The sequence below is a fragment of the Paraburkholderia acidipaludis NBRC 101816 genome (genome assembly GCF_000684975.1).
GTDB classification, from domain to species: domain Bacteria; phylum Pseudomonadota; class Gammaproteobacteria; order Burkholderiales; family Burkholderiaceae; genus Paraburkholderia; species Paraburkholderia acidipaludis.
The window spans coordinates 415,943-435,462 of record NZ_BAXZ01000003.1; the positions used below are offsets into that span (position 1 = coordinate 415,943).

General features: G+C 61.7%; 17 protein-coding genes and 1 pseudogene. 13 read left to right on the forward strand and 5 right to left on the reverse strand.

Annotation, left to right across the window (positions count from 1 at the left end; translation table 11 throughout):
• Positions 1 to 9 precede the first annotated feature (9 nt).
• Entirely contained in the window at positions 10 to 1,500 is a 1,491-nt protein-coding gene (locus BAC01S_RS33230) for a helix-turn-helix domain-containing protein (protein ID WP_084168238.1), read from the reverse strand.
• Positions 1,501 to 1,596: 96 nt separating this feature from the next.
• On the opposite strand from BAC01S_RS33230, the pseudogene BAC01S_RS30270 reads away from it, so the two are divergent.
• The 3 genes and pseudogenes from BAC01S_RS30270 to BAC01S_RS34395 all read left to right on the forward strand — a co-directional run.
• Positions 1,597 to 2,079: pseudogene (locus BAC01S_RS30270) on the forward strand (PDDEXK nuclease domain-containing protein); the annotation flags it as partial.
• 876 nt (positions 2,080 to 2,955) lie between these two features.
• The gene (locus BAC01S_RS35450; protein WP_281175876.1) at positions 2,956 to 3,213 is read left to right on the forward strand and encodes a recombinase family protein; all 258 of its coding nucleotides are present in this window, start codon (positions 2,956 to 2,958) and stop codon (positions 3,211 to 3,213) included.
• Entirely contained in the window at positions 3,159 to 5,492 is a 2,334-nt protein-coding gene (locus tag BAC01S_RS34395; RefSeq protein WP_156954301.1) for a P-loop NTPase, read from the forward strand. The genes BAC01S_RS35450 and BAC01S_RS34395 overlap by 55 nt, the downstream gene beginning before the upstream one ends.
• A 550-nt stretch (positions 5,493 to 6,042) precedes the next feature.
• Here BAC01S_RS34395 and BAC01S_RS04550 read toward each other — a convergent pair.
• A complete protein-coding gene (locus BAC01S_RS04550; protein ID WP_027793695.1) occupies positions 6,043 to 6,465 on the reverse strand; it encodes an Rrf2 family transcriptional regulator in 423 nt (140 codons plus the stop codon).
• 76 nt (positions 6,466 to 6,541) lie between these two features.
• Here BAC01S_RS04550 and BAC01S_RS04555 point away from each other — a divergent pair, with 76 nt between their 5' ends.
• Entirely contained in the window at positions 6,542 to 7,516 is a 975-nt protein-coding gene (locus BAC01S_RS04555) for an alpha/beta fold hydrolase (protein WP_027793696.1), read from the forward strand.
• Positions 7,517 to 7,725: 209 nt separating this feature from the next.
• Entirely contained in the window at positions 7,726 to 7,881 is a 156-nt protein-coding gene (locus BAC01S_RS35340) for a hypothetical protein (protein WP_218001619.1), read from the forward strand.
• A 72-nt stretch (positions 7,882 to 7,953) separates the two neighbouring features.
• On the opposite strand, the gene BAC01S_RS04565 is transcribed toward BAC01S_RS35340, so the two are convergent.
• The gene (locus tag BAC01S_RS04565; RefSeq protein ID WP_027793697.1) at positions 7,954 to 8,757 is read right to left on the reverse strand and encodes a LytTR family DNA-binding domain-containing protein; all 804 of its coding nucleotides are present in this window, start codon (positions 8,755 to 8,757) and stop codon (positions 7,954 to 7,956) included.
• A 204-nt stretch (positions 8,758 to 8,961) separates the two neighbouring features.
• Here BAC01S_RS04565 and BAC01S_RS04570 point away from each other — a divergent pair, with 204 nt between their 5' ends.
• From BAC01S_RS04570 to BAC01S_RS30275, 8 genes are read left to right on the forward strand one after another with little or no spacing between them, the layout of a single operon-like run.
• Positions 8,962 to 9,840, forward strand: a complete 879-nt coding sequence (locus BAC01S_RS04570; protein WP_027793698.1) for an FAD binding domain-containing protein — start codon at positions 8,962 to 8,964, stop codon at positions 9,838 to 9,840.
• Positions 9,841 to 9,861: 21 nt separating this feature from the next.
• A complete protein-coding gene (locus BAC01S_RS04575; protein ID WP_027793699.1) occupies positions 9,862 to 10,392 on the forward strand; it encodes a (2Fe-2S)-binding protein in 531 nt (176 codons plus the stop codon).
• Between the two features lie 17 nt (positions 10,393 to 10,409).
• Positions 10,410 to 12,821: an aerobic carbon-monoxide dehydrogenase large subunit gene (locus BAC01S_RS04580; RefSeq protein WP_027793700.1), complete on the forward strand. Its 2,412-nt coding sequence runs from the start codon at positions 10,410 to 10,412 to the stop codon at positions 12,819 to 12,821.
• Positions 12,822 to 12,842: 21 nt separating this feature from the next.
• Entirely contained in the window at positions 12,843 to 13,466 is a 624-nt protein-coding gene (locus tag BAC01S_RS04585) for an SRPBCC family protein (RefSeq protein WP_027793701.1), read from the forward strand.
• 8 nt (positions 13,467 to 13,474) lie between these two features.
• Positions 13,475 to 14,371, forward strand: a complete 897-nt coding sequence (locus BAC01S_RS04590; protein WP_027793702.1) for an AAA family ATPase — start codon at positions 13,475 to 13,477, stop codon at positions 14,369 to 14,371.
• Entirely contained in the window at positions 14,365 to 15,567 is a 1,203-nt protein-coding gene (locus BAC01S_RS04595) for a vWA domain-containing protein (protein ID WP_027793703.1), read from the forward strand. The genes BAC01S_RS04590 and BAC01S_RS04595 overlap by 7 nt, the downstream gene beginning before the upstream one ends.
• Complete coding sequence (locus BAC01S_RS04600) at positions 15,564 to 16,646, forward strand: XdhC family protein (protein WP_027793704.1); 1,083 nt, start codon at positions 15,564 to 15,566, stop codon at positions 16,644 to 16,646. Before BAC01S_RS04595 ends, BAC01S_RS04600 begins: the two co-directional genes overlap by 4 nt.
• Positions 16,646 to 17,275, forward strand: a complete 630-nt coding sequence (locus BAC01S_RS30275) for a nucleotidyltransferase family protein (protein ID WP_245616503.1) — start codon at positions 16,646 to 16,648, stop codon at positions 17,273 to 17,275. Before BAC01S_RS04600 ends, BAC01S_RS30275 begins: the two co-directional genes overlap by 1 nt.
• A 137-nt stretch (positions 17,276 to 17,412) precedes the next feature.
• On the opposite strand, the gene BAC01S_RS04610 is transcribed toward BAC01S_RS30275, so the two are convergent.
• A complete protein-coding gene (locus BAC01S_RS04610; protein WP_043201106.1) occupies positions 17,413 to 17,949 on the reverse strand; it encodes an NADH-quinone oxidoreductase subunit B family protein in 537 nt (178 codons plus the stop codon).
• Complete coding sequence (locus BAC01S_RS04615; protein WP_027793706.1) at positions 17,946 to 19,520, reverse strand: hydrogenase large subunit; 1,575 nt, start codon at positions 19,518 to 19,520, stop codon at positions 17,946 to 17,948. Before BAC01S_RS04615 ends, BAC01S_RS04610 begins: the two co-directional genes overlap by 4 nt.

A 19,520-nucleotide genomic window follows, 5' to 3' on the forward strand; every position in this document is an offset into this window, starting at 1 on the left:
CGTTTATGCTTAAGGTGATGGGTTGCGGTCGGGCGCATTACTGGGCCGGAGCGTGATGTTTTGAATCACCTGAATTTCTTTATTTCCGCTGTAATCTTGCTGGTTCCAAGAGGGCACTAAGGCGTAGTGACGGAATGTTTCTTGGAACTCCGGCTGCTCGAAGAAACCAATTAGATCACCATCGTCGCGCTCGGAGAAGGGCAGAGCATAGACGTACAGGTAACATCCCAGTCTGAACTCACATACGACATGAGGTAGCGTCTTACTGGACTCCTTGCGAACATACAAGGTGATTTGCGCCGATGGATCGGGCGGAAGCATCACCACGGCGGCAGCGATTTTCGGCAGAGGGCCGCTAGGGGATTCGCCGTAGCGTACCCATCGGATCGTTTTCTTCAGTGCAGCAAGTTCTTCTTCCGGAATAACCGAAAGGGCGATTTTGCTCAATGCCCGATAGAAGTTCTGCGGGACGATCAATTTCCCACTGTCTAGGCGCGCACGCAGCACACCGGAGGCATCCTCAGATATGTTTCTGGACGCCATGACCATGAGGTTGTCATGCTTTTTGTCGCGGAATAACTGGCCTCCAGGAAATTTGATGACGGGCGATGTCCCACGAGATTCAATGCCGAGGAATACTCGTTGCACGTTTAGCAACTCAACAAGCGTGGGTTCAATTTCTGTACCGAAGTGACCGTTGCATTCGTCACATTCGTCGCAAAGCTTCAGGTGCTTGTTACCCAACGAGGCCGGAATGGCATGCGCTTCTTTCTTGAATTTCGCCCCAGTCTCTTTCGTACGGCCGCAGAACCGACATGTTCGATCGTCCGTCCGAGCATTCCCAATGTCGAAGCGCTTATCGGTGCGTGGGTTGTGCAGATCATACTTCTCAAGCAGGAGGCCGAAGAGTTGCAGGTGTTCGTCTAATGGTTGCTTTTGCGGGTGATTAAGTTGATGTAGCGCCCGTTCATATTGATACTGTTCGGCTGTTGACGACGGCGGCGTTGGCAGGAGAAGGAAAAATTCCCCGTCGTTCATGTCGGCAAGCATTTTATTCAGTCGATGCAGATGCGGTAGCTTAGCGCCATGCCGATCGACGAAATCGGTGACTTTACTTCGGAGTTCAGGAGTGGCGCAGTGGATTTTGCTAATGGCTACTTTGGGCGGTTCGACTTCGCCAAAGATTGACGCAAAATCGACCACAGGCTCGACAGCTTCGGGAGTAAAGGTGATGATCAAATCGCTCATCCCGCGCTCGGTCATGAATGTCCAATGAAAGCCGTGGCTGACGCCGGTCTCGGTGAACTGGACACCGGCCGTTTCCAAGGTTCGCTGGATGGCAAGTGCATTGTTTTGCACCGGACTACGTTGACCGCGCTCGAAGTCCGCGACAGTCGAAACCGCGACGCCTGCCTTGGATGCGAGGTCTTGCTGTGACCATCCGAGCAGGCTGCGAGCTGCACGAACCTGCTCTGGTCTTGGGAGGATCTTCTGCGCCATGAAAAATATGATGTCAGTTAAAAAATATGACGTCAATTTTTTCACTGGTTAGAGGGGCGTGTCAAGTCTCAATAGACTGCCGCTGCAATTCGCCGATATGCCTTCGACTTCCTCGAACTGGGCGAGCAGTGCGGCACGCGCAGATTGGAGCGCGCGCTGATCGCCCGTATCAAGGATTTTCTGTGCGCGATGGACGGCATGTTCTCGTATATGGAAAGCCAGTACCGGCTGGAGGCTGAAGACAAGGCATCCTTCATCAACCTGCTGCTGGTCCACCGGCGCGTACGCGCGCTGGTGGCCATCGAGCTGAAGATCGGCGAGTTCGAGCCGGGGTTCGTCGGCAAGATGCAGTTCTATCTTGCCGCGCCGGATGCCCAGATACGCCGGGAAGACGAAAACCCATCCATCGGTGTCATCCTGTGCAAAGAGAAGAGGCGCACCATTGTCGAATACGCGCTGCGTGACGCGCGCAAGCCCATCGGTGTGGCGACCTACGAAATCACCAAGACACTCCCGAAGAAGCTGAAGGATCAGTTGCCGTCACCCGAAGCCATTGCTCGGTTGCTGGAAAATATATGAGGATGGAGCACGTCAGGCTGCTCCCAAAGAGTGGGGCTGAAGTGCGGTCTCAAGTTATGTATGATTGGTGCTGATTGATGATATGCCGATACCTCGCAAACCCGCACCAGCAAAGCGTCTGCTTTGGTGACGGTAAGAGCGACGGTAAAGGCTTTTTTCGATCACAGCCAAACCCTTTAACCATGCGGGTTTGGGCGATCCGTTGATGATCGAGTGGGAGTGATCTAGCGAGTGGAGTATTTTCAGTGCGCTAGAGCAGCGTTACTGTGACGGCTCTGAGGCGCTGGCCGCAGGGGAAGCCTGGTTAATGGATGAACGTTGCCGCGAAAAGGATGCGGTCGAGCTTGCCTTTCAGCAGGTTTGGAAGGACTCGCACCCGACTGCCGAGAACTTGTGAGCCTTGGGCCTCATGGGGAGATCGTCTTATGGGCGGCGGTCTTTGACACTTGGGGAACCTTGTGCGGCAATGAATTTGCCTGGCTCCTTAGCGGTTGCCGCTTGGATTTCAGCGGCTAAAATGACAGGCGGTCTTGGGTAGTGTGCGGATCGAACAATCCCTCATTTGTCAACGAGCGGCTCAGGTGGCCGGCATGTGCTCGCATGGCATGTTCATCAAACGGTCGTTTTCTGGGCGTTCCCATATGCATGGCTAATGGGGGCAGAGGCGCACTAATCTGTTAAAGTTCCCATTAAGTTTTCAACGTCCGGAAACTGTCAATGAATCAACGGCTCGGCTATGCTCGCGTCATCGACGGATGACCAGAACTAGGATCTGCAGCGCGATGCGATGCGCTTCGTAGGGGCGGGCCCTATCTACAAAGATGCGGCCAGCGGCAAGGATGCTGTTCGGCGGGGTTTGGCAACTGTTTGAAGGCGGTGCGCCTTGTAGGCTGGCGGCTCGATAGGCTTGGACGCAGCCTGCCTGACCTTGTGAACATCGTCGCTGGCTTGGAAGACAAGAAGATCGGCTTCGAGAGCATCACCGAGAAAATCAAGACAACTAGGGCGGCCGGGAAGCTGGCTACAAGTGAGTTTTCGGAAGCACGCAAATTTGTATTAACGCCTAGGCGGGGATCGGTATGCCGCAAATCCAGAATGAAAACCTGTTTCGTCACGCTCTCACCGAAGGAGTGAATTTTTTTCTCGGCGCTGGCTTTTCTGTCGCAGCTGAATCCTGTGGGAAGGCACTCCCAGTCGGAGATGGCCTCAAGAATGAACTGCTTGACCATTTCCGGCGCCCTAAACCGTCTGCTTTGACGCTTCCGCAGTTGTGTCAGATTATTTCTAGCACTCAACGGGATGCCCTAAATGATTTCTTTAAACAGCGATTCACTGTTGAGAAATTTGCGCCTGAATACGGCAATCTGGAGCGCGTCAACCTCAAAGCGATCTTTACTACGAATATCGACGATCTTATTCCGAATGTTTTTGCGGATAGTCAAAAATACTACATCAATGATGTGGTGCTGAGGGGGCCCGTGATCGCAGGCGGTAGCGCAATTGATTACATTCCTCTGCATGGAAGCGTGTTGCACGGAGATGGCAGGTACGACTTCTCCCCGTTGGAGATTGCCTCAAGTTTCGATAGGGATCGAGATAAGTGGTTTGGCTATGTAAGCCGAATTCAACAAACGCCTACTCTTTACTGGGGTTACAGATTGGAGGACGCCGGCGTATTGCAGTCGCTATCGAAGGAAACGGCTGCAGGTCGAAGCAGGGCCGAAGCTTGGGTCGTATTGCGATCCAAGGATGCAGAGGCTATCGAGTATTATTCGTCTCTTGGTTTTCAAACCATTATCGCCGATACAACTGAACTGCTGAAGTACTTGGGGCAGTTGCCGGTGAAGAAAGTTACTGGAGCGACGCGTTCGTTGATCGGCAAGCACTTTGGTGAATTTCTAATTCCGCCGTTGGCAAATGTGCCCGTTCGTTCGATCAGTGAATTTTATTTGGGCGCGGAGCCAACTTGGTATGATGTCTATTCGGGTAAGATTCACGAAACTGAGCATTTCACGGCCGCTAAAAATGCCATCGCTGGTGGTAAACATGTGGTGCTTACGGGAGGGGCTGTTAGCGGTAAAACCACACTGCTCCGCCAACTGGCTACTCGTACTACAGGATTTGGCCAGTGCCTCTACATTGACGAAATTACGCCGGAGAAGGCAATACTTCTCACTAGGGACATCGATGCAGAGGGGCAGCCGGTACTTCTATTTATTGACAATGCCGCTGACGCATCAGAAGCGATTCAGATTCTGACCAAGAGTAGCAACATCAAGATTGTTGCGGCTGAGCGTGATTATGTTTTTGAAAGTGTTGCGCACAGATTTCCTAAGGAGCGTTTTCTCGAGCTCGATATATCTGGTCTGAAGCCTATTGATATTCAAGCAGTACAGAGCTGCGTCCCAAATGACGTAATTCGACGGCAGTATGAACGGTCTCTTGATGAGTTGGCTGGGGATGTTGATCCTACGTTTTTCGAAGTTATAACCTCGACAATTCTCAAAAATTCGCTTGCCGACCGATTCATGCAGGCTGTGAAGGAATTGCGCATTTCAAATCTTCCTCAGCATGATCTACTTCTCATAGCCTGCTACTGTTATGCATGTCGAGTACCAATTTCTGTAGATATTGGGACGGCATTTTGCCGAATTCACGGATTAGGTGTGCAGGAAACTGCGGATAATCTCAGAAACATGGGGTCGGTACTCTCTCCATATGAGGGAGTACTTGCTGACACGTCGCAAGATTATTATGTTCCGCGCTCTCGAGAAGTTTCTGAACTTGTACTTCGTAAGATTCAGCCTCTTGAATTGAAGAGAATGTTGGAGATATTTCATTCTGAAGTCTCCCCAACGAAGATCGGGCGCTATGACGTGTTTCGGCGCAACGCGTATGATTCTCAATTGACAAGCCGAGCATTTTCTAAATGGGAAGAGGGGCTGGATTTCTATGAGTCTGCATTCGAGCGAGATTCTTCTCATTCATTGAAACAGCATGGGGCTTTGTATCTTGCCAGAAAGCACAAATATGAATTGGCCTTTACCTGGATTGACGAGGCGCGCGGGATGGCGAGTAGGGGCAACGCAGCGATCCGAAATTCATACGCGGTGATTTTATTTAGTGCGAACGCGCAAAAACCATTAAGGGCTGAGGTGATCGATTCTTTAGATGAATCGATGAAAATTCTACAGAGTTGTTATACAGAGGATCATCGCAAGGCCTATCACGCGAAAGTGTTCGCGGACCAGGCTATCAAATATGCAAAGAAGTTGCCCGAGTCTCCTACAGCCGTAACATATTTGGAGTCTGCTTCAACATGGTTAGATGCAGAACTTAAAACCCGAACCGGTGATCGCCGCATGAGGCAGCTTCGACGAGAGGTCGTCGCCGAACTGAGAGCGTTGAGGTAAGGTTGCCGCTCATGCAGCTATATGTCATGGCATTTTTGTGGCATTGTCGCTGTGTGAGATTTTATCTGTATGATTTATATGGATAATTTATTGTTGTTGATAATCAGTTGATCGTCTAATCTATTGAAAAATATGGGGATTTTTTCATTTCAATCCGTGTCGTGCCGAGTTGCAAAGGGTCCAGTTCGACGACATTTCTGACGGTATACGGGGGCTATGCGCAAGAGGCCTGCCTGATACCGTCAGCGGCGTAGACGGTATATGTAACGGTATCTGAAACCGTGCGACAGGGGCTTGATTGCCGGGCACCGGCGTACCAGTAGCCCGTTTGACGGGGACTGGCTTCTGACCACGGCTCCCGATTGTCGTCGGATTAGAAATTAGGATGACATAGCTTATTGAGAGTTGATTAGCTCGCACCTCGATCTTCGCAAGCTGGACTCCATTTCAGATCGAGCCTACATCAATAAACATCGGGCAGATAGCGGCCTGAGCGGTCGCTTGCAGCCTTCAGACAGACGACTGCCATCGCGCCAAAAGCGGGCGTTCCTTAGGCCTTCGGCACCTTCACGTATCGCGCTATGTCGGAAAGACGCATTTGCGCGAGACGCCGGAGCAATTCGTCCTCCGCTGAATTCAGTGCATCGCCGAGGAACCGGTTGACTGCTGACTCCACCGGGCAGGCCGGATTGTCATCCGCCGTACCGATCGCGAATGCGCTCTTGGATGCTATAGCAGCATAGATGTCACGCACGGTGAGATCGCCGAGTTCACGACAGAGAGCCCAGCCTCCCCCCGGTCCGGCGATCGACTCTACATAACCGGCAGAACGCAGCGCAGCCATAGTGCGTCGAACCAGCGACGGCTGAGTGTGTAGCATTTGCGCGATCGTCTCGGAGGTGGTTGTGCCACCACGCAGATGCATGTGTATGAGTACGTGAAGAAGCCGGGCCAGCCGTGTATCTCGTTGCATGGTTTTTGAAGCAAGCTATTCGTGACATTTGATGTTACGATTTCGCGTGACTTAAGGCAACCATGGGAGCGCGATCGTGTACGCATTGACTCAGTCCTTCATCGAAACCAATGGCGTCCGCCTGAGCGTTGCCGCCCAGGGAGCGGGGCCGCTGGTCCTGCTTCTCCACGGGTTTCCTGAGACGTCGCACGCGTGGCGACACCAATTAGCGGGCTTGTCGAGTGCAGGATTTCGCGCAGTTGCGCCGGATCTGCGGGGCTTCGGACTCAGCGATTGTCCGATTGAATCAGGGCGGTATACGACGCTCGACATCATCGGCGACCTGGTGGGAATCATGGACGCGCTCGGAGAGACAAATGCTGTCGTGGTGGGAAACGACTGGGGCGCAACCATTGCGTGGCAGGCCGCGCTGTTGCGGCCCGACCGCTTTCGCGCTGTCGTGGCGCTAGGGGTTCCCATGATGGACCGAGCCCCGATCACGCCGAGCCAGATATTTCCGCGAACTGAACAAGCGTGGTTTTACACGCATTATTTTTCTCAACCCGGGCAAGCCGAGAGCGAACTCGAGTTCGACGTTGCCGCTACACTGCGTAAGCTTTATTTCTGGGCATCGGGGGACGCCGGCCCGCGCGACCAGAAAACACCGAATCCTTTCGGACTCGTGGCGCGGCAGGCGGGACTCCTCGACGCTTTGCCGGAGCCTGCGTCACCACCCACGTGGCTCAAGAAGGCCGACTTCGACGTTTTTGTGCGGGCATACGAGGTGTCGGGGTTTCGCGGCGGGCTGAACTATTACCGCAATCTCGACCGTAACTGGGAATTGCAGGCAGCCTTCATGGGTCTGCCGGTCCCAACTCCCGCCCTTTATCTGGTCGGGGAATACGACACTGGGCTGGCGATTCCGGGCATGCACGAAATCATCGGCGGTATGCGTAAGCTTGTGCCCAACCTGCGAGACTCTCGAATCATTCAGCAAGCGGGTCACTGGCTACAACAAGAGGCCCCGGACCTCGTCAACGCCGCCGTGATCGAGTTTCTGCACAGCCTTTAGGAGCCGTTGATCGCACGTAGATTTGTATCGGTCGTTTGCCCAAGGGGGAGCAATGGCCGTCTCGGGTCGGCAAGACTCATTCGCCGTTCGAGCGGCCGGACCATGCCCTCCCGCCGTTAGCGCGAGCAGTGTTTGCGGTGCAAAGGCGGCCGACGACGCATCGGCGGACATGCGGCTTCGCAAGCCCGGTTATAGCGGCCCGCGCGTTGGTGGGGCATGGCCCGCATCGTTACCTGTTTCAGCTCTATGCGCTCGATCGGCCCTCCGGTCTCAAGAGCGGCGCGAAGCGCGAGGACCTCGTGCCGGCGCTCGATAGGAAGATCACCGCGCGCGACTGTCTGTGCGGCTATTTCGAGCGGACGTAGCGCGCAATGGAACCGGGAAATGGAACCGGAAGGCAAGGAAAAACGGGCCGGGGCGTCCGGGCCGCCCCCGCTTCACACCACGCCAAGCAACTCCTTCAACTGCGTCGCCCGTGAGCGGCTCACCGGCACGACGCTGCGCTCGCCGTCGTCCATCACGAGGTTCACGCTGTCCTCCGCTTTCACGAGCTCGACCGCGTACGGCAAGCTCACGATGTGGCTCCGGTGCACGCGCAGGAAGGTGCTGCTGTCGAGACGCAGTTCCAGATCGGCGAGCGACAGGTTCGAGAGATAGCGGTCGTCTTTCGTGACGATCGTCGTGTAATGGCCGTCGCCCTGGAAGCGCACGATGTCCTTCAGGTCGATCAGGATAACGCGGTTCTTGCGGTACACCGGAATCTTGAAGAGCCGCCGCGGCGGCGTCGGCGAGCCGGCGAGCGTTTCGGACGAGGGCTCGGTCGTGATGTCGGTCAGGTCGTAGAAGATCATGCAGGTGCCGCACGCGCCCTGCATGTCCGACATGCTCGACACCTTGATCATGAGAATACGGTCAGGAATGTTGATCATCATCGCGACGGGCGGCGGCGACTTCACCGGGCAGCCGCCCGCGTCGCGCGACTGGAGCAGGAAGCGCAGCTTGTCGCGGCTCTTCGCGGGATGCAGCTGAACGACGTCGATGCCGAACAGCCTATCCTGAGCGACTCCGAGCGACTGCTCGCCGGCGGGCCCGAGAATCTGCAGCGCGACATCGTTGAACGCGCTGACGCGCCCCTGCGCATCCAGCCAGACCACGCCCGGATTGAATTGCTCCAGCCGGTGCTGGAAGGTTTCGGCGCGGCGTGCGTCGGTGGCCGGCGTGACGTGCTCGAACGGTTTCATCCAGGGTTCTCCCTGAGGCGCTCGCGGCGTTTTGCGCGGCGTTCGCGACGCCGGTGCGGTGCCTCTGTTGTAAGTCCTTTCCCCCTTTCACGCAAGTTTTCCGGCGGCCGGCGCAGCCTGGCCGCCGTTGGCGAAATCGCGTTGAATTGCTGCGTTGCATTGTGAAATGCTAATTAACCGGAGGACGAAAACAAGGAGGCTGGCGTGATTCCCCGACCCTTCGAATACCACGCGCCGCAGACGCTGCCCGAGGCGGTTGCGTTGCTCGGCGAGTACGGCGAGACGGCGAAAGTTCTCGCGGGCGGCCACAGCCTGCTGCCGATGATGAAGCTGCGCTTCGCGCAGCCCGATCACCTGATCGACCTAGGCAAGCTGGCCGAACTCAAGGGCATTCGCGAGGAAAGCGGCACGCTATGGATCGGTGCGATGACGACCGAAAACGAACTGATCTGGTCGACCTTGCTGCAGACCCGCTGTCCGTTGCTTGTCGAAGGAGCCAGGCAGATCGCCGATCCGCAGGTGCGCTATCGCGGCACGCTGGGCGGCGACCTTTCGCACGGCGACCCCGGCAACGATCATCCGGCGCTGATGATCGCGCTCGACGCGGCGTTCGTGCTGCTGGGCGCGGCCGGCGAGCGCACGGTGCCGGCCGACGGCTTTTTCGTCGGCACCTACGAAACGCTGCTCGCGCCCGGCGAGATCATGACCGCCATCCGCATTCCGGTGCCTTCGCTCGCCACCGGTTATTGCTATGCGAAGCTCAAGCGCAAGACCGGTGACTTTGCGACGGCGGCAGCGGCTGTCACGATGCGGCTCGCCGGCGGCAACGTCGAGCATGTGCGCATTGCTCTGACGAATGTCGGCGACACCGTGATCCGTGCCATGGACGCCGAGCAGGCGCTGGCCGGCAAGCCATTCGACACAGGCGCGCTGGACGAGGCGGCGCGGCTTGCGATGGCGGCCTGCAATCCGGCGCCGGATCTGCGCGGCGACGCCGACTACAAACGCGCGATGGCGGGCGAGATGACGCGCAGGGCGCTCAATACGGCATACGAACGGGCGAACAACCCGGCTCGTCCTTAATAAAGCCTGGGAGAACACAACATGGCCAAAAAAACGATGGTGTCGTTCAGCCTCAACGGCAGCGAAGTGGATGTCGTCGTCGAGCCGCGCGAGCTGCTGATTCATACGCTGCGCGAAAAATGCCAGCACACCGGGCCCCATATCGGCTGCGAGACCTCGCATTGCGGCGCTTGCACGGTCGACTTCAACGGCATGTCCGTCAAGTCGTGCACGCTGCTGACGGTGCAGGCCGAGGGCGCGGCAGTGCGCACGGTCGAAGGGCTCGCCGAGGGCGGCACGCTGCACGCGCTGCAGGAAGGTTTCATGCAGGAGCATGGCTTGCAGTGCGGGTTCTGCACGCCAGGCATGCTGATGCGCGCGTATCGCTTGCTTCAGGAGAACCCCGATCCCACGGAAGCGGAAATTCGCTACTGGATGGCGGGGAATCTGTGCCGCTGCACGGGATACCAGAACATCGTGAAGGCCGTGCAATACGCCGCGCGCAAGTTGCGCGGCGAAGCGGTCGAAACCTCGCATCCGCTCATCGAGGCGGACGCGGCGCACGCGCACTGAGCGCCGGGAGAAACGTCATGGGAAATGTCGACGCCAATCTCGAACGTCTCGCCGCGCTCGAAGGCATGGGCTGTTCGCGCAAGCGCCGCGAGGATCCGCGCTTCATCCAGGGCAAAGGTACCTATGTCGACGACATCAAGATGCCGGGCATGCTGTTCGGCGTCATGGTGCGAAGTCCGTATGCGCACGCGCGCGTGAAGCGCATCGACAAATCGCGCGCGCTCGCGCATCCCGGCGTGCATGCGGTGCTCACCGCCGACGATCTCAAGCCGCTCAAGCTGCACTGGATGCCGACACTCGCGGGCGACGTGCAGGCCGTGCTCGCCGACGAAAAGGTCTGCTTCCAGAATCAGGAGGTCGCGTTCGTCGTGGCCGACGACCGCTACGTCGCCGCCGATGCGGCCGAACTCGTGGAAGTGGAGTACGAGGAGCTGCCCGCGCTCGTCGATCCGTTGAAGGCGCTCGAACCCGACGCGCCCGTGATTCGCGAGGACATCCGCGACAAGGATACCGGCGCGCATGGAGCGCGCAGGCATCCTAATCATATTTTCACGTGGACAATGGGCGATCGGGACAAGACCGACCGCATGTTCGAGAACGCCGAAGTCACCGTGAAGCAGGACCTCCTGTATCCGCGCGTGCATCCGTGTCCGCTCGAAACCTGCGGCTGCGTTGCCTCGTTCGACAAGGTGCGCGGCGATCTTACCGTCTATATCACGTCGCAGGCGCCGCATGTCGTGCGCACCGTGGTCGGGCTGCTCTCCTCGATTCCGGAATCGAAAATTCGCATTATTTCGCCCGATATTGGCGGCGGGTTCGGCAACAAGGTGGGCGTGTATCCGGGCTATGTGACGTCGATTGTCGCGTCGATCGTGCTCGGGCGCCCCGTGAAGTGGATCGAGTCGCGCAACGAGAACCTCTCCAGCACCGCGTTCGCGCGCGACTATCACATGACGGGCGAACTCGCGGCCGACAAGGACGGTCGCATCAAGGCGCTGCGCGTGCAGGTGGTGGCCGACCATGGCGCGTTCGACGCGTGCGCCGATCCGACCAAGTGGCCTGCCGGCATGTTCCATGTCTGCACGGGGTCGTACGCGATTCCGAACGCGTTCGTCTCGGTGGACGGCGTGTACACGAACAAATTCCCGGGCGGCGTCGCGTATCGCTGCTCGTTCCGCGTGACCGAGGCGGTGTACCTGATCGAGCGGATGGTGGACGTGCTCGCGCAGAAGCTCGGCATCGACAAGGCCGAGATCCGTCTGCGCAATTTCATCCGCAAGGACCAGTTTCCGTACACCACGCCGCTCGGTCTCGAATACGATTCGGGCGACTACGATACGGCGCTACGAAAGGTGCTGGCGGCCGTCGATTACGACGCGCTGCGCGCCGAGCAGGCGCAGCGCCGGGCCGACCCCGAGGCCGAGTGGCTCATGGGCATTGGCGTCGTGAACTTCACGGAAATCGTGGGGGCGGGGCCTTCGAAGATGTGTGACATTCTCGGCGTGGGCATGTTCGACTCGTGCGAGATCCGCGTGCATCCGGACGGCTCGGCCATTGCGCGCATGGGCACCATCACGCAGGGCCAGGGGCACCAGACCACCTACGCGCAGATCATCGCGTCCGAGGCCGGCATTCCCGCGTCGCAGATCGCCGTGGAGGAGGGCGACACGTCTACCGCGCCATACGGGCTCGGCACCTACGGCTCGCGCTCCACGCCGGTGGCCGGCGCGGCGGTGGCGCGCGCCTCGCGCAAGATTCGCGAGAAGGCGCGCCGGATCGCGGCGCACCTGCTGGAAGCGAGCCCCGACGACGTGGAGTTCGATCTCGACCGCTTCGTGCTGAAGGGGGCGCCGGACCAGTTCAAGACGGTGAAGGAGGTGGCCTGGGCTGCGTACAACAACGTGCCGGAAGGGCTGGAAATGGGCCTCGAAGCCGTCGACTACTACGACCCGCCGAACTTCACGTTCCCGTTCGGCGCCTACGTGTGCGTGCTCGACGTGAACCGCTACACCGGCGAGATCCGCGTGCGGCGTTTCTACGCGCTGGACGACTGCGGCACGCGGATCAACCCGATGATCATCGAAGGGCAGATTCACGGCGGCTTGACCGAAGGCTTCGCCGTCGCGCTCGGCCAGGAACTGCCCTATGACGAGTCGGGCAACCTGCTCGGCGCGACGCTGCTCGACTATTTCGTGCCGACGGCCGTGGAAACGCCGCATTGGGACACCGATTTCACGGTGACGCCTTCGCCGCATCATCCCATCGGGGCGAAGGGCGTGGCCGAATCGCCGCACGTGGGGTCGATTCCGTGCTTCACGTCGGCCGTCGTCGATGCCTTCGCGCATCTCGGCGTCACGCACATGAACATGCCGCACAACGCGTACCGCGTGTGGCAGCAAAGCCGGGCGCTCGGCCTGACCCGGGCCTGAGCATTGTGGGAGGAGCGCGCGATGAAAGTCGTACTCGACAAGGTGTTTCCACTCGCTGCGAGCGCGGACAGCGCGTGGCGGCTTATGCAGGATATCGAAGCAGTGGCTGGCTGCATGCCGGGCGCGAAGATTACGGAGCGCGTGGATGCTACGCACTACAAAGGAACGATCACGGTCAAGCTGGGGCCGGCGACAATGGCGTTCAAGGGCGACATTGAAGTGCTCGCCCTCGATGCGGCGGCGCGCAGCCTGCATTTAAGCGGCAAGGGCACGGACTCGACGGGCGGCTCGGCGGCGGCGATGGATCTCGTGGCCGCCGTGCGGGCCAGCGGCGAGGCGAGCGAGCTGACCGGCAGGAGCGAGGTGACGATGAGCGGCAAGGCCGCCGCGATTGGCGGCAGGCTGATGGGACCGGTCTCGGAGCAACTGCTCAAGCAGTTCGTGGCGAACTTCGCGGCGCGGCTCGACGCGCTGAATGCGCAGGCGGTGCAGCAGGCGTCGCCAGCGTCGGTGGAAGGCGAGGCGGACGTGCCCGCGGCGACGAGCGCCGCGCGCCCCGCCGAGCTCAACGGCATCGCGTTCGTGTGGGCCATGGTCCGCGACTGGCTGCGCGGCCTCTTCTCGCACGAGGCCCATGGCCGCTGAGGCATGTCATGACGCCCACCGATCGCATGCCCGACGTCGTCGCGCTGCAGGCGAAGCTCGCGAGCCACGGCTACATTGCCGAGCGCAGCTTCGCGGCGGCGCTGCTGCTGACGCTGGAAATGCGCCGTCCGCTGCTGCTGGAGGGCGAGGCCGGCGTCGGCAAAACCGAGGTGGCGAAGGCGCTGGCCCGCCTGCTCGCAGTGCCGCTGATCCGGTTGCAATGCTACGAAGGGCTCGACGCCCACACGGCGCTGTACGAGTGGAACTACGCGCATCAGCTGCTGGCGATCAAGCTGTTCGAGCAGGATGCGCGGCCGCTGCGCGACAAGGAGCAGGATGTCTTTTCCGAGCGCTATCTGCTCAAGCGCCCGCTGCTCGAAGCCATCACGACCACGCCCGCGCCCGTGCTGCTCATCGACGAGATCGACCGCACCGACGAAGCCTTCGAAGCGTATCTGCTCGAAGTCCTTTCCGACTTCCAGATTTCGATTCCCGAGCTGGGCGTGATTCGCGCGGTCGAACGGCCTTACGTCATCCTCACTTCGAACGGCACGCGCGAAATCTCGGACGCGTTGCGCCGCCGCTGCCTCTATCAGTACGTCGACTACCCGTCGTTCCAGCGCGAACTGCTGATCGTGCGGACCCAGGTGCCCGACGTGCCCGAAGCCCTCGCGCGCCAGGTCGTCGAATTCGCGCACGCGGTGCGGCAGATGGCGCTGCGCCGCAAGCCCGGTCTCGCGGAGACGCTCGACTGGGCGGCCGCGCTGCTGCGCCTTGGCGTGAGCGCGCTCGACGAGGGCGGCGTCGAGCGGGTCATGGATTCGCTCGCGGCGCTCGTGAAGACGCGCGAGGATCAGGCCGCGCTCACGAAACCGGTCGTCGAAAAACTGGTGGCCTCATGCTGACCGGAACCGAACGCGCCGCCGCGCAGACCAACGCGCCCGATCTTGCGGAGACGCTCGTCGCGCGCTATGCCGGCTTTGCGGGCTGGCTGCGTGCGAACGCGTTCAGTGTGACGAGTGCGGACGTGGCGGCTTCGATGGAGGTTGCGAACCGCATGGGGCAGTTCGACAGCGACCTGCTGCGCTGGAGCCTGCGCGCGCTGCTATGCTCGCGCGCGGAAGACTGGCGGCGCTTCGACGATCTGTTCGACGCCTGGTTCAGGACACCGAACCGTCGCGAGCTGGTCGAAACCCGGGTGGGCGGCGCTGGGCCGCTCACGCACGACGAGGCGGGCGAGGGGCTGCCCGATGCGAGCGAAGGCACGCCTGTGTCGCTCGCGGGTCGCGGCGCCGGTGCGCCGGGCGAGGGCGCCACGGCCGACGAGGGCGCCACCGAAGCCGAATCGCTGGCCGGCGCGGATTTCCGCCACCTCAACGACTCCGCCGAACTCTTTGCCATCGACGCCGCGCTGCGCCGCTTCGCGCAGCGCCTGCGCGGGATCGAAACGCGCCGCGAGCAGCGCGCGAACCAGGGGCGGGCCATCGACCTGCGCTGGACCCTGCGCCGCAGCGTATCGCGCGGCGGTTTGCCTGCGGAGCTTGGCTGGCGGCGCTTGCGGCGGCAGCGCCCGCGCATCGTGCTGATGCTCGACGTGAGCCGCTCGATGAGCCTCTACAGCTTCTTCCTGCTGCGTCTCGCGCGCGTGCTGAGCGGCCGCTTGCGCGACGTGCACAGCTTCATCTTCCACACGCGGCTCGTCTGCATCGACGAGGCGCTGCGCGATCCCGATCCGCGGCGCGCGCAGGAGCGCCTGCATCTGATTTCCGAAGGGTGGGCCGGCGGCACGCGCATCGGCGAGAGTCTCGCCGGATTCAACCGGCACTACGCCTCGAGCCTCCTGCACTCGCGCACCGCGGTCGTGATCGTCAGCGACGGCTACGACGCGGGCGATCCGGCGCAGCTGGGTGATGCGCTGGCCGCGATCCGGCGGCGCTGTCATTCGCTCGTGTGGCTCAATCCTCTCGCTGGGCAGCCGGGATTCGAGCCGGTCAGCGCGGGGATGCAGGCCGCGCTGCCGCACCTCGATCTGTTCGCGGGCGCGCGCGATCTCGCAAGCCTCGAACGTCTGTTTCCGCAAATTCTCGGGGCGCTGCAATGAATGCCGAAACCGTCGAACCCGTACCGGCCGCAACCAGCCTGCTGCAGCTCGAACAGCAATTGACCGATGCCGGGGTGCCATTCGCCGTCGCGACCGTGATCCGCGTCGCGCCGCCGGCCTCGACCCAGGTGGGTGCGCAGGCGCTCGTGGAAAGCGACGGCACGCTGCATGGCTGGATCGGCGGAGGCTGTTCGCAGGCGATCGTGATCGAGGCCGCGCGCCAGGCCATCCGCTGCGGTCAGCCGCGGCGGGTGCGCATCAGCAACGAGCCTGCACCGCCCGATCCCGAAGTGGAGGCGCACGCCATGCCGTGCGCGAGCAACGGCGCGATGGAGCTCTTCATCCAGCCGACCGTGCCGGCGCCGCTCGTGATCGTGTTCGGCGCGACGCCGACGGCGCACGAAGCCTGCGTGCTGGCGCGCCGCATGGGCTTGCGCGCGTCGCTGGCCGCCGACGCCGCGCGCGCGGGCGGTTCGCGTTTCGACGCTGCGGCCCTCGACCGGGCCGGCGCATCGTTCGCGCTGATCGCGACACAAGGCGATGGCGACGAGGATGCGCTCGAAGCCGCGCTGCGCAGCGGCGCCGGGGCCGTGCTCCTGATCGCGAGCCGCCGCAAGGCCGAGCGGCTGCGCGAAGCGATGTGCGCGCGCGGCATCGACGAAGGCCGGCTCGCGGCGTTGCATGCACCGGCTGGACCGGCGATCCACGCGCATACGCCGCAGGAAATCGCGCTGGGCGCCGTGGCGGGACTCGTCGCTTTGCGGCACGAACGGGAAGAAGCGGTGGCGGCCGCGCAAGCGGCCGTCCCGCAGGCCACGGTCGCCACGGAGGCCGTGCCGCCGCTGCCGCCTTGCGAGATGCCCGAAGCGCCGGCGGCCGAGGCGGGGCGCTACGTGAATCCGGTGTGCGGCATGAGCGTCGAGATCGCGACGGCGAAACATGTCGTCGTGCATGGCGGCCACAAGGTGTATTTCTGCTGCGACTGCTGCAAGGCCGAATTCGAGCGCGCACCGGCACGCTACCTGACCGCTGCGCCGGAGCGTGAGGCAAGCCCCGGCGATCGGCCCGCGGAGGGATGATGAATACGGTGAGGTTTTCGGCGGTCGTGCTCGCGGCAGGCTTGTCCACACGCATGGAAGGGCGCCACAAGCTGCTCTTGCCGGTGGGCGGCGAGCCCGCCGTGCGGCGCGTGGTGCGCGCCATCGTCGCCGCGCAGCCGCAGGAGGTCGTCGTGGTGACGGGATTCAACGGACGCGCCGTATTCGAAGCGCTCGACGGCCTGGATGTGCGCTTCCAGAGCAACCCGCGCTACCAGGAAGGGCAGATGACCTCGGTCGCGGCCGGCGTGGCCGCTTTGCAGGCGCCGTGCGACGCCGTGATGATCTGCCTCGCCGACCAGGTGCTGCTTGCGGCCGCCGATTATCGCGAGCTGATAGGCGCTTACGCTTCGATGCCGCGCGGGTCGATTCTGGTGCCGACGTTCAAGGGCGCACGCGGCAATCCAGTTCTGTTTGCGGCGAGTTATGCCCCCGAAGTCGTGAGCGGCCACGTGAATCCGGGTTGCCGCAAGCTGATCGCCGAGCACGGCGACGAGGTCTTTCTCCACGCGGCTGCGCACGACCGCTTTTGCGTCGACATGGATACGCCCGCCGATTATTCGAGCATCGTTGCGCGAGTAGGCCCGGCCACGGCGCCACCCGGCGGGTAGACACGGACAAGCCGGGCGTGAGGTTTCACGCTCCGACGTTTGCCGTAGCGGGTTCAAGCGCCTTGAAAATCTATTCGTAGTCCGGAATAGCGAAATTCCGTTTCGGTGCCTTGAAATTCGCACGAAAACGTAGACGCTCAGTCACGGGAAACCGGGTCATCGTGCCGGCTTCGAAGTGCCGCCAGAATGCCTTTCAAGAGATCGACGGGCGGCGGCGGGCAGCCGGGAATGTGGACATCGACGGGAAGCAGTTCCGAAAGCGGTCCACAGACCGCATAGCTGTCCTTGAAGATGCCGCCTGTGCATGCACACTCTCCCGCGGCAACCACCAGCTTCGGCTCGGGCGTTGCCTCGTAAGCCAGCCGCACCGCCTCGCGCATGTTCACCGCAAGGGGGCCCGTTACCAGGAGCATGTCGGCATGCCTGGGACTCGCGACGAAGCGGATCCCCAGTCCCTCGATGTTGTAGTACGGGTTGTTGAGCGCGTGAATCTCGAGCTCGCAGCCGTTGCATGAGCCCGCATCGATCTGCCGGATGCACAGCGCGCGGCCGAGTACGTCCAGAATCTGCTGGTGCAGCCGCTGCGACTCGGTGCGCCAGTCGTCACCGCCCTGCGGGAGGGGTTCGGCAGGCGGGCGTGTGCCGGCGATCCGCTTGAGAAGTTGCCACGTCACAGGTCGTGCCCCGCGTAACAGAGATTGAACGACTTATTGATCAGCGGAAAATCCGCGACGATATTGCCGATGATCGCGACTTCGAGCGCGGGCCAGTTCTGCCAGGACGGATCGTGGCAATGGCAGCGGGCGAGCGCGCCGTCCTCGCCGGTTTCGAGCGCAACGAGCACGTCGCCGCGCCAGCCTTCGATCCATCCCGCTCCATACGACGGCGGGCGGCGGACATCGGGCGGCACGGCAATGCCGCCGCGCGGCATCCCGGTGAGGATCGCGCGGATCTGGCGCAGCGATTCGTCGATCTCGCGGAACCGCAGCGCCACGCGAGCCGCCACGTCGCCGCGCTCGTCGCCGAGGTGGCGAGCGCCGATTTCGCGGTAGGGGACTTGCGCGTGATCGACCCTCAGGTCCATCGCACCGCCGCTTGCGCGCGCGGCGAAACCGCATACGCCGAGTTGAGCGGCCATCGCCGGCGTGAGGGTGCCGGTCTTCGCGAAGCGGTCCTGCAATCCGGCATGATCGTCGTAGATGCGCCGCATCGTGTGGACCTCGCGCTCGATGCGGTCGCACTGCGCGAGGATCGCGCCGGCCTTTTCCCGGTCGAGATCGCGCGCGAGGCCGCCGGGCTCGATCACGTCGAAGAGGTAGCGGTGGCCGAAGGCGCGCTCGTTCAGGCGCAGCCAGTCCTCCTTCATCCGCGAAAACTGCGCGAGCCCGAATGCGAAGCCCGCGTCGTTGCCTAGCGCGCCAAGATCGCCGAGATGGTTGGCGACGCGTTCGCGTTCGAGCAGCAACGCGCGCAGCCATTGCGCGCGCGGCGGAATCGTCGTGTCGAGCGCGCGTTCGAGCGCCATGCAATACGCCCACGCAAATGCGACGCTGCTGTCTCCGGCAATCCGGCTTGCCACGCGATGGCCGGCGAGTGCCGGCGTGCGCTCGAACAGGCGCTCGATGCCGCGATGCGTGTAGCCGAGACGCTCTTCGAGCCGCAGCACTTTTTCGCCGACCACGGAGAAGCGGAAGTGTCCGGGCTCGATGATGCCGGCGTGAATCGGCCCCACCGCAATTTCATGCACGCCGTCTCCCTCGACCCGCGTGAACGCATAGTCGGCTTCCTGCGACGCGAAGCGCTCCGTGCCGGATGAGGACTTGCGCAACGGGAAGTACCCGGCGGGCCAGTTGCCGTGGTTCAGCCAGGGGCGCACGTCGCCCGCGCCGCACGCGCGCAGGCCGGTCAGATCGTAGACGGCACGCTGCATGCGGGCCGCGCACGGAAAGAGGGCGGAGAGGTCCGGGTACTCGCCGGCCCAGGACGGCGTCTTGCCGAGCGGCAGCCGGACCCAGAGCAGCCCGTCGTCCACGGCATAGGCGGCGCATACCGTGAATGTGCCGCCGTGATCTTCGGCGCCCCACATCGTGATCAGGCGCCCCCCGCCTTCGTCGACCGCGGCGGCAACGCGGACCCAGGCCGCGACGTCCACGTGTGCAATGAGCGTGGCCGGTGCTTCCCCGAACGCGGCAACGCGGGTGAGGCCGGTTAAGGCGTGGAATGCGTGGAAGGCGTCGATCCCCAT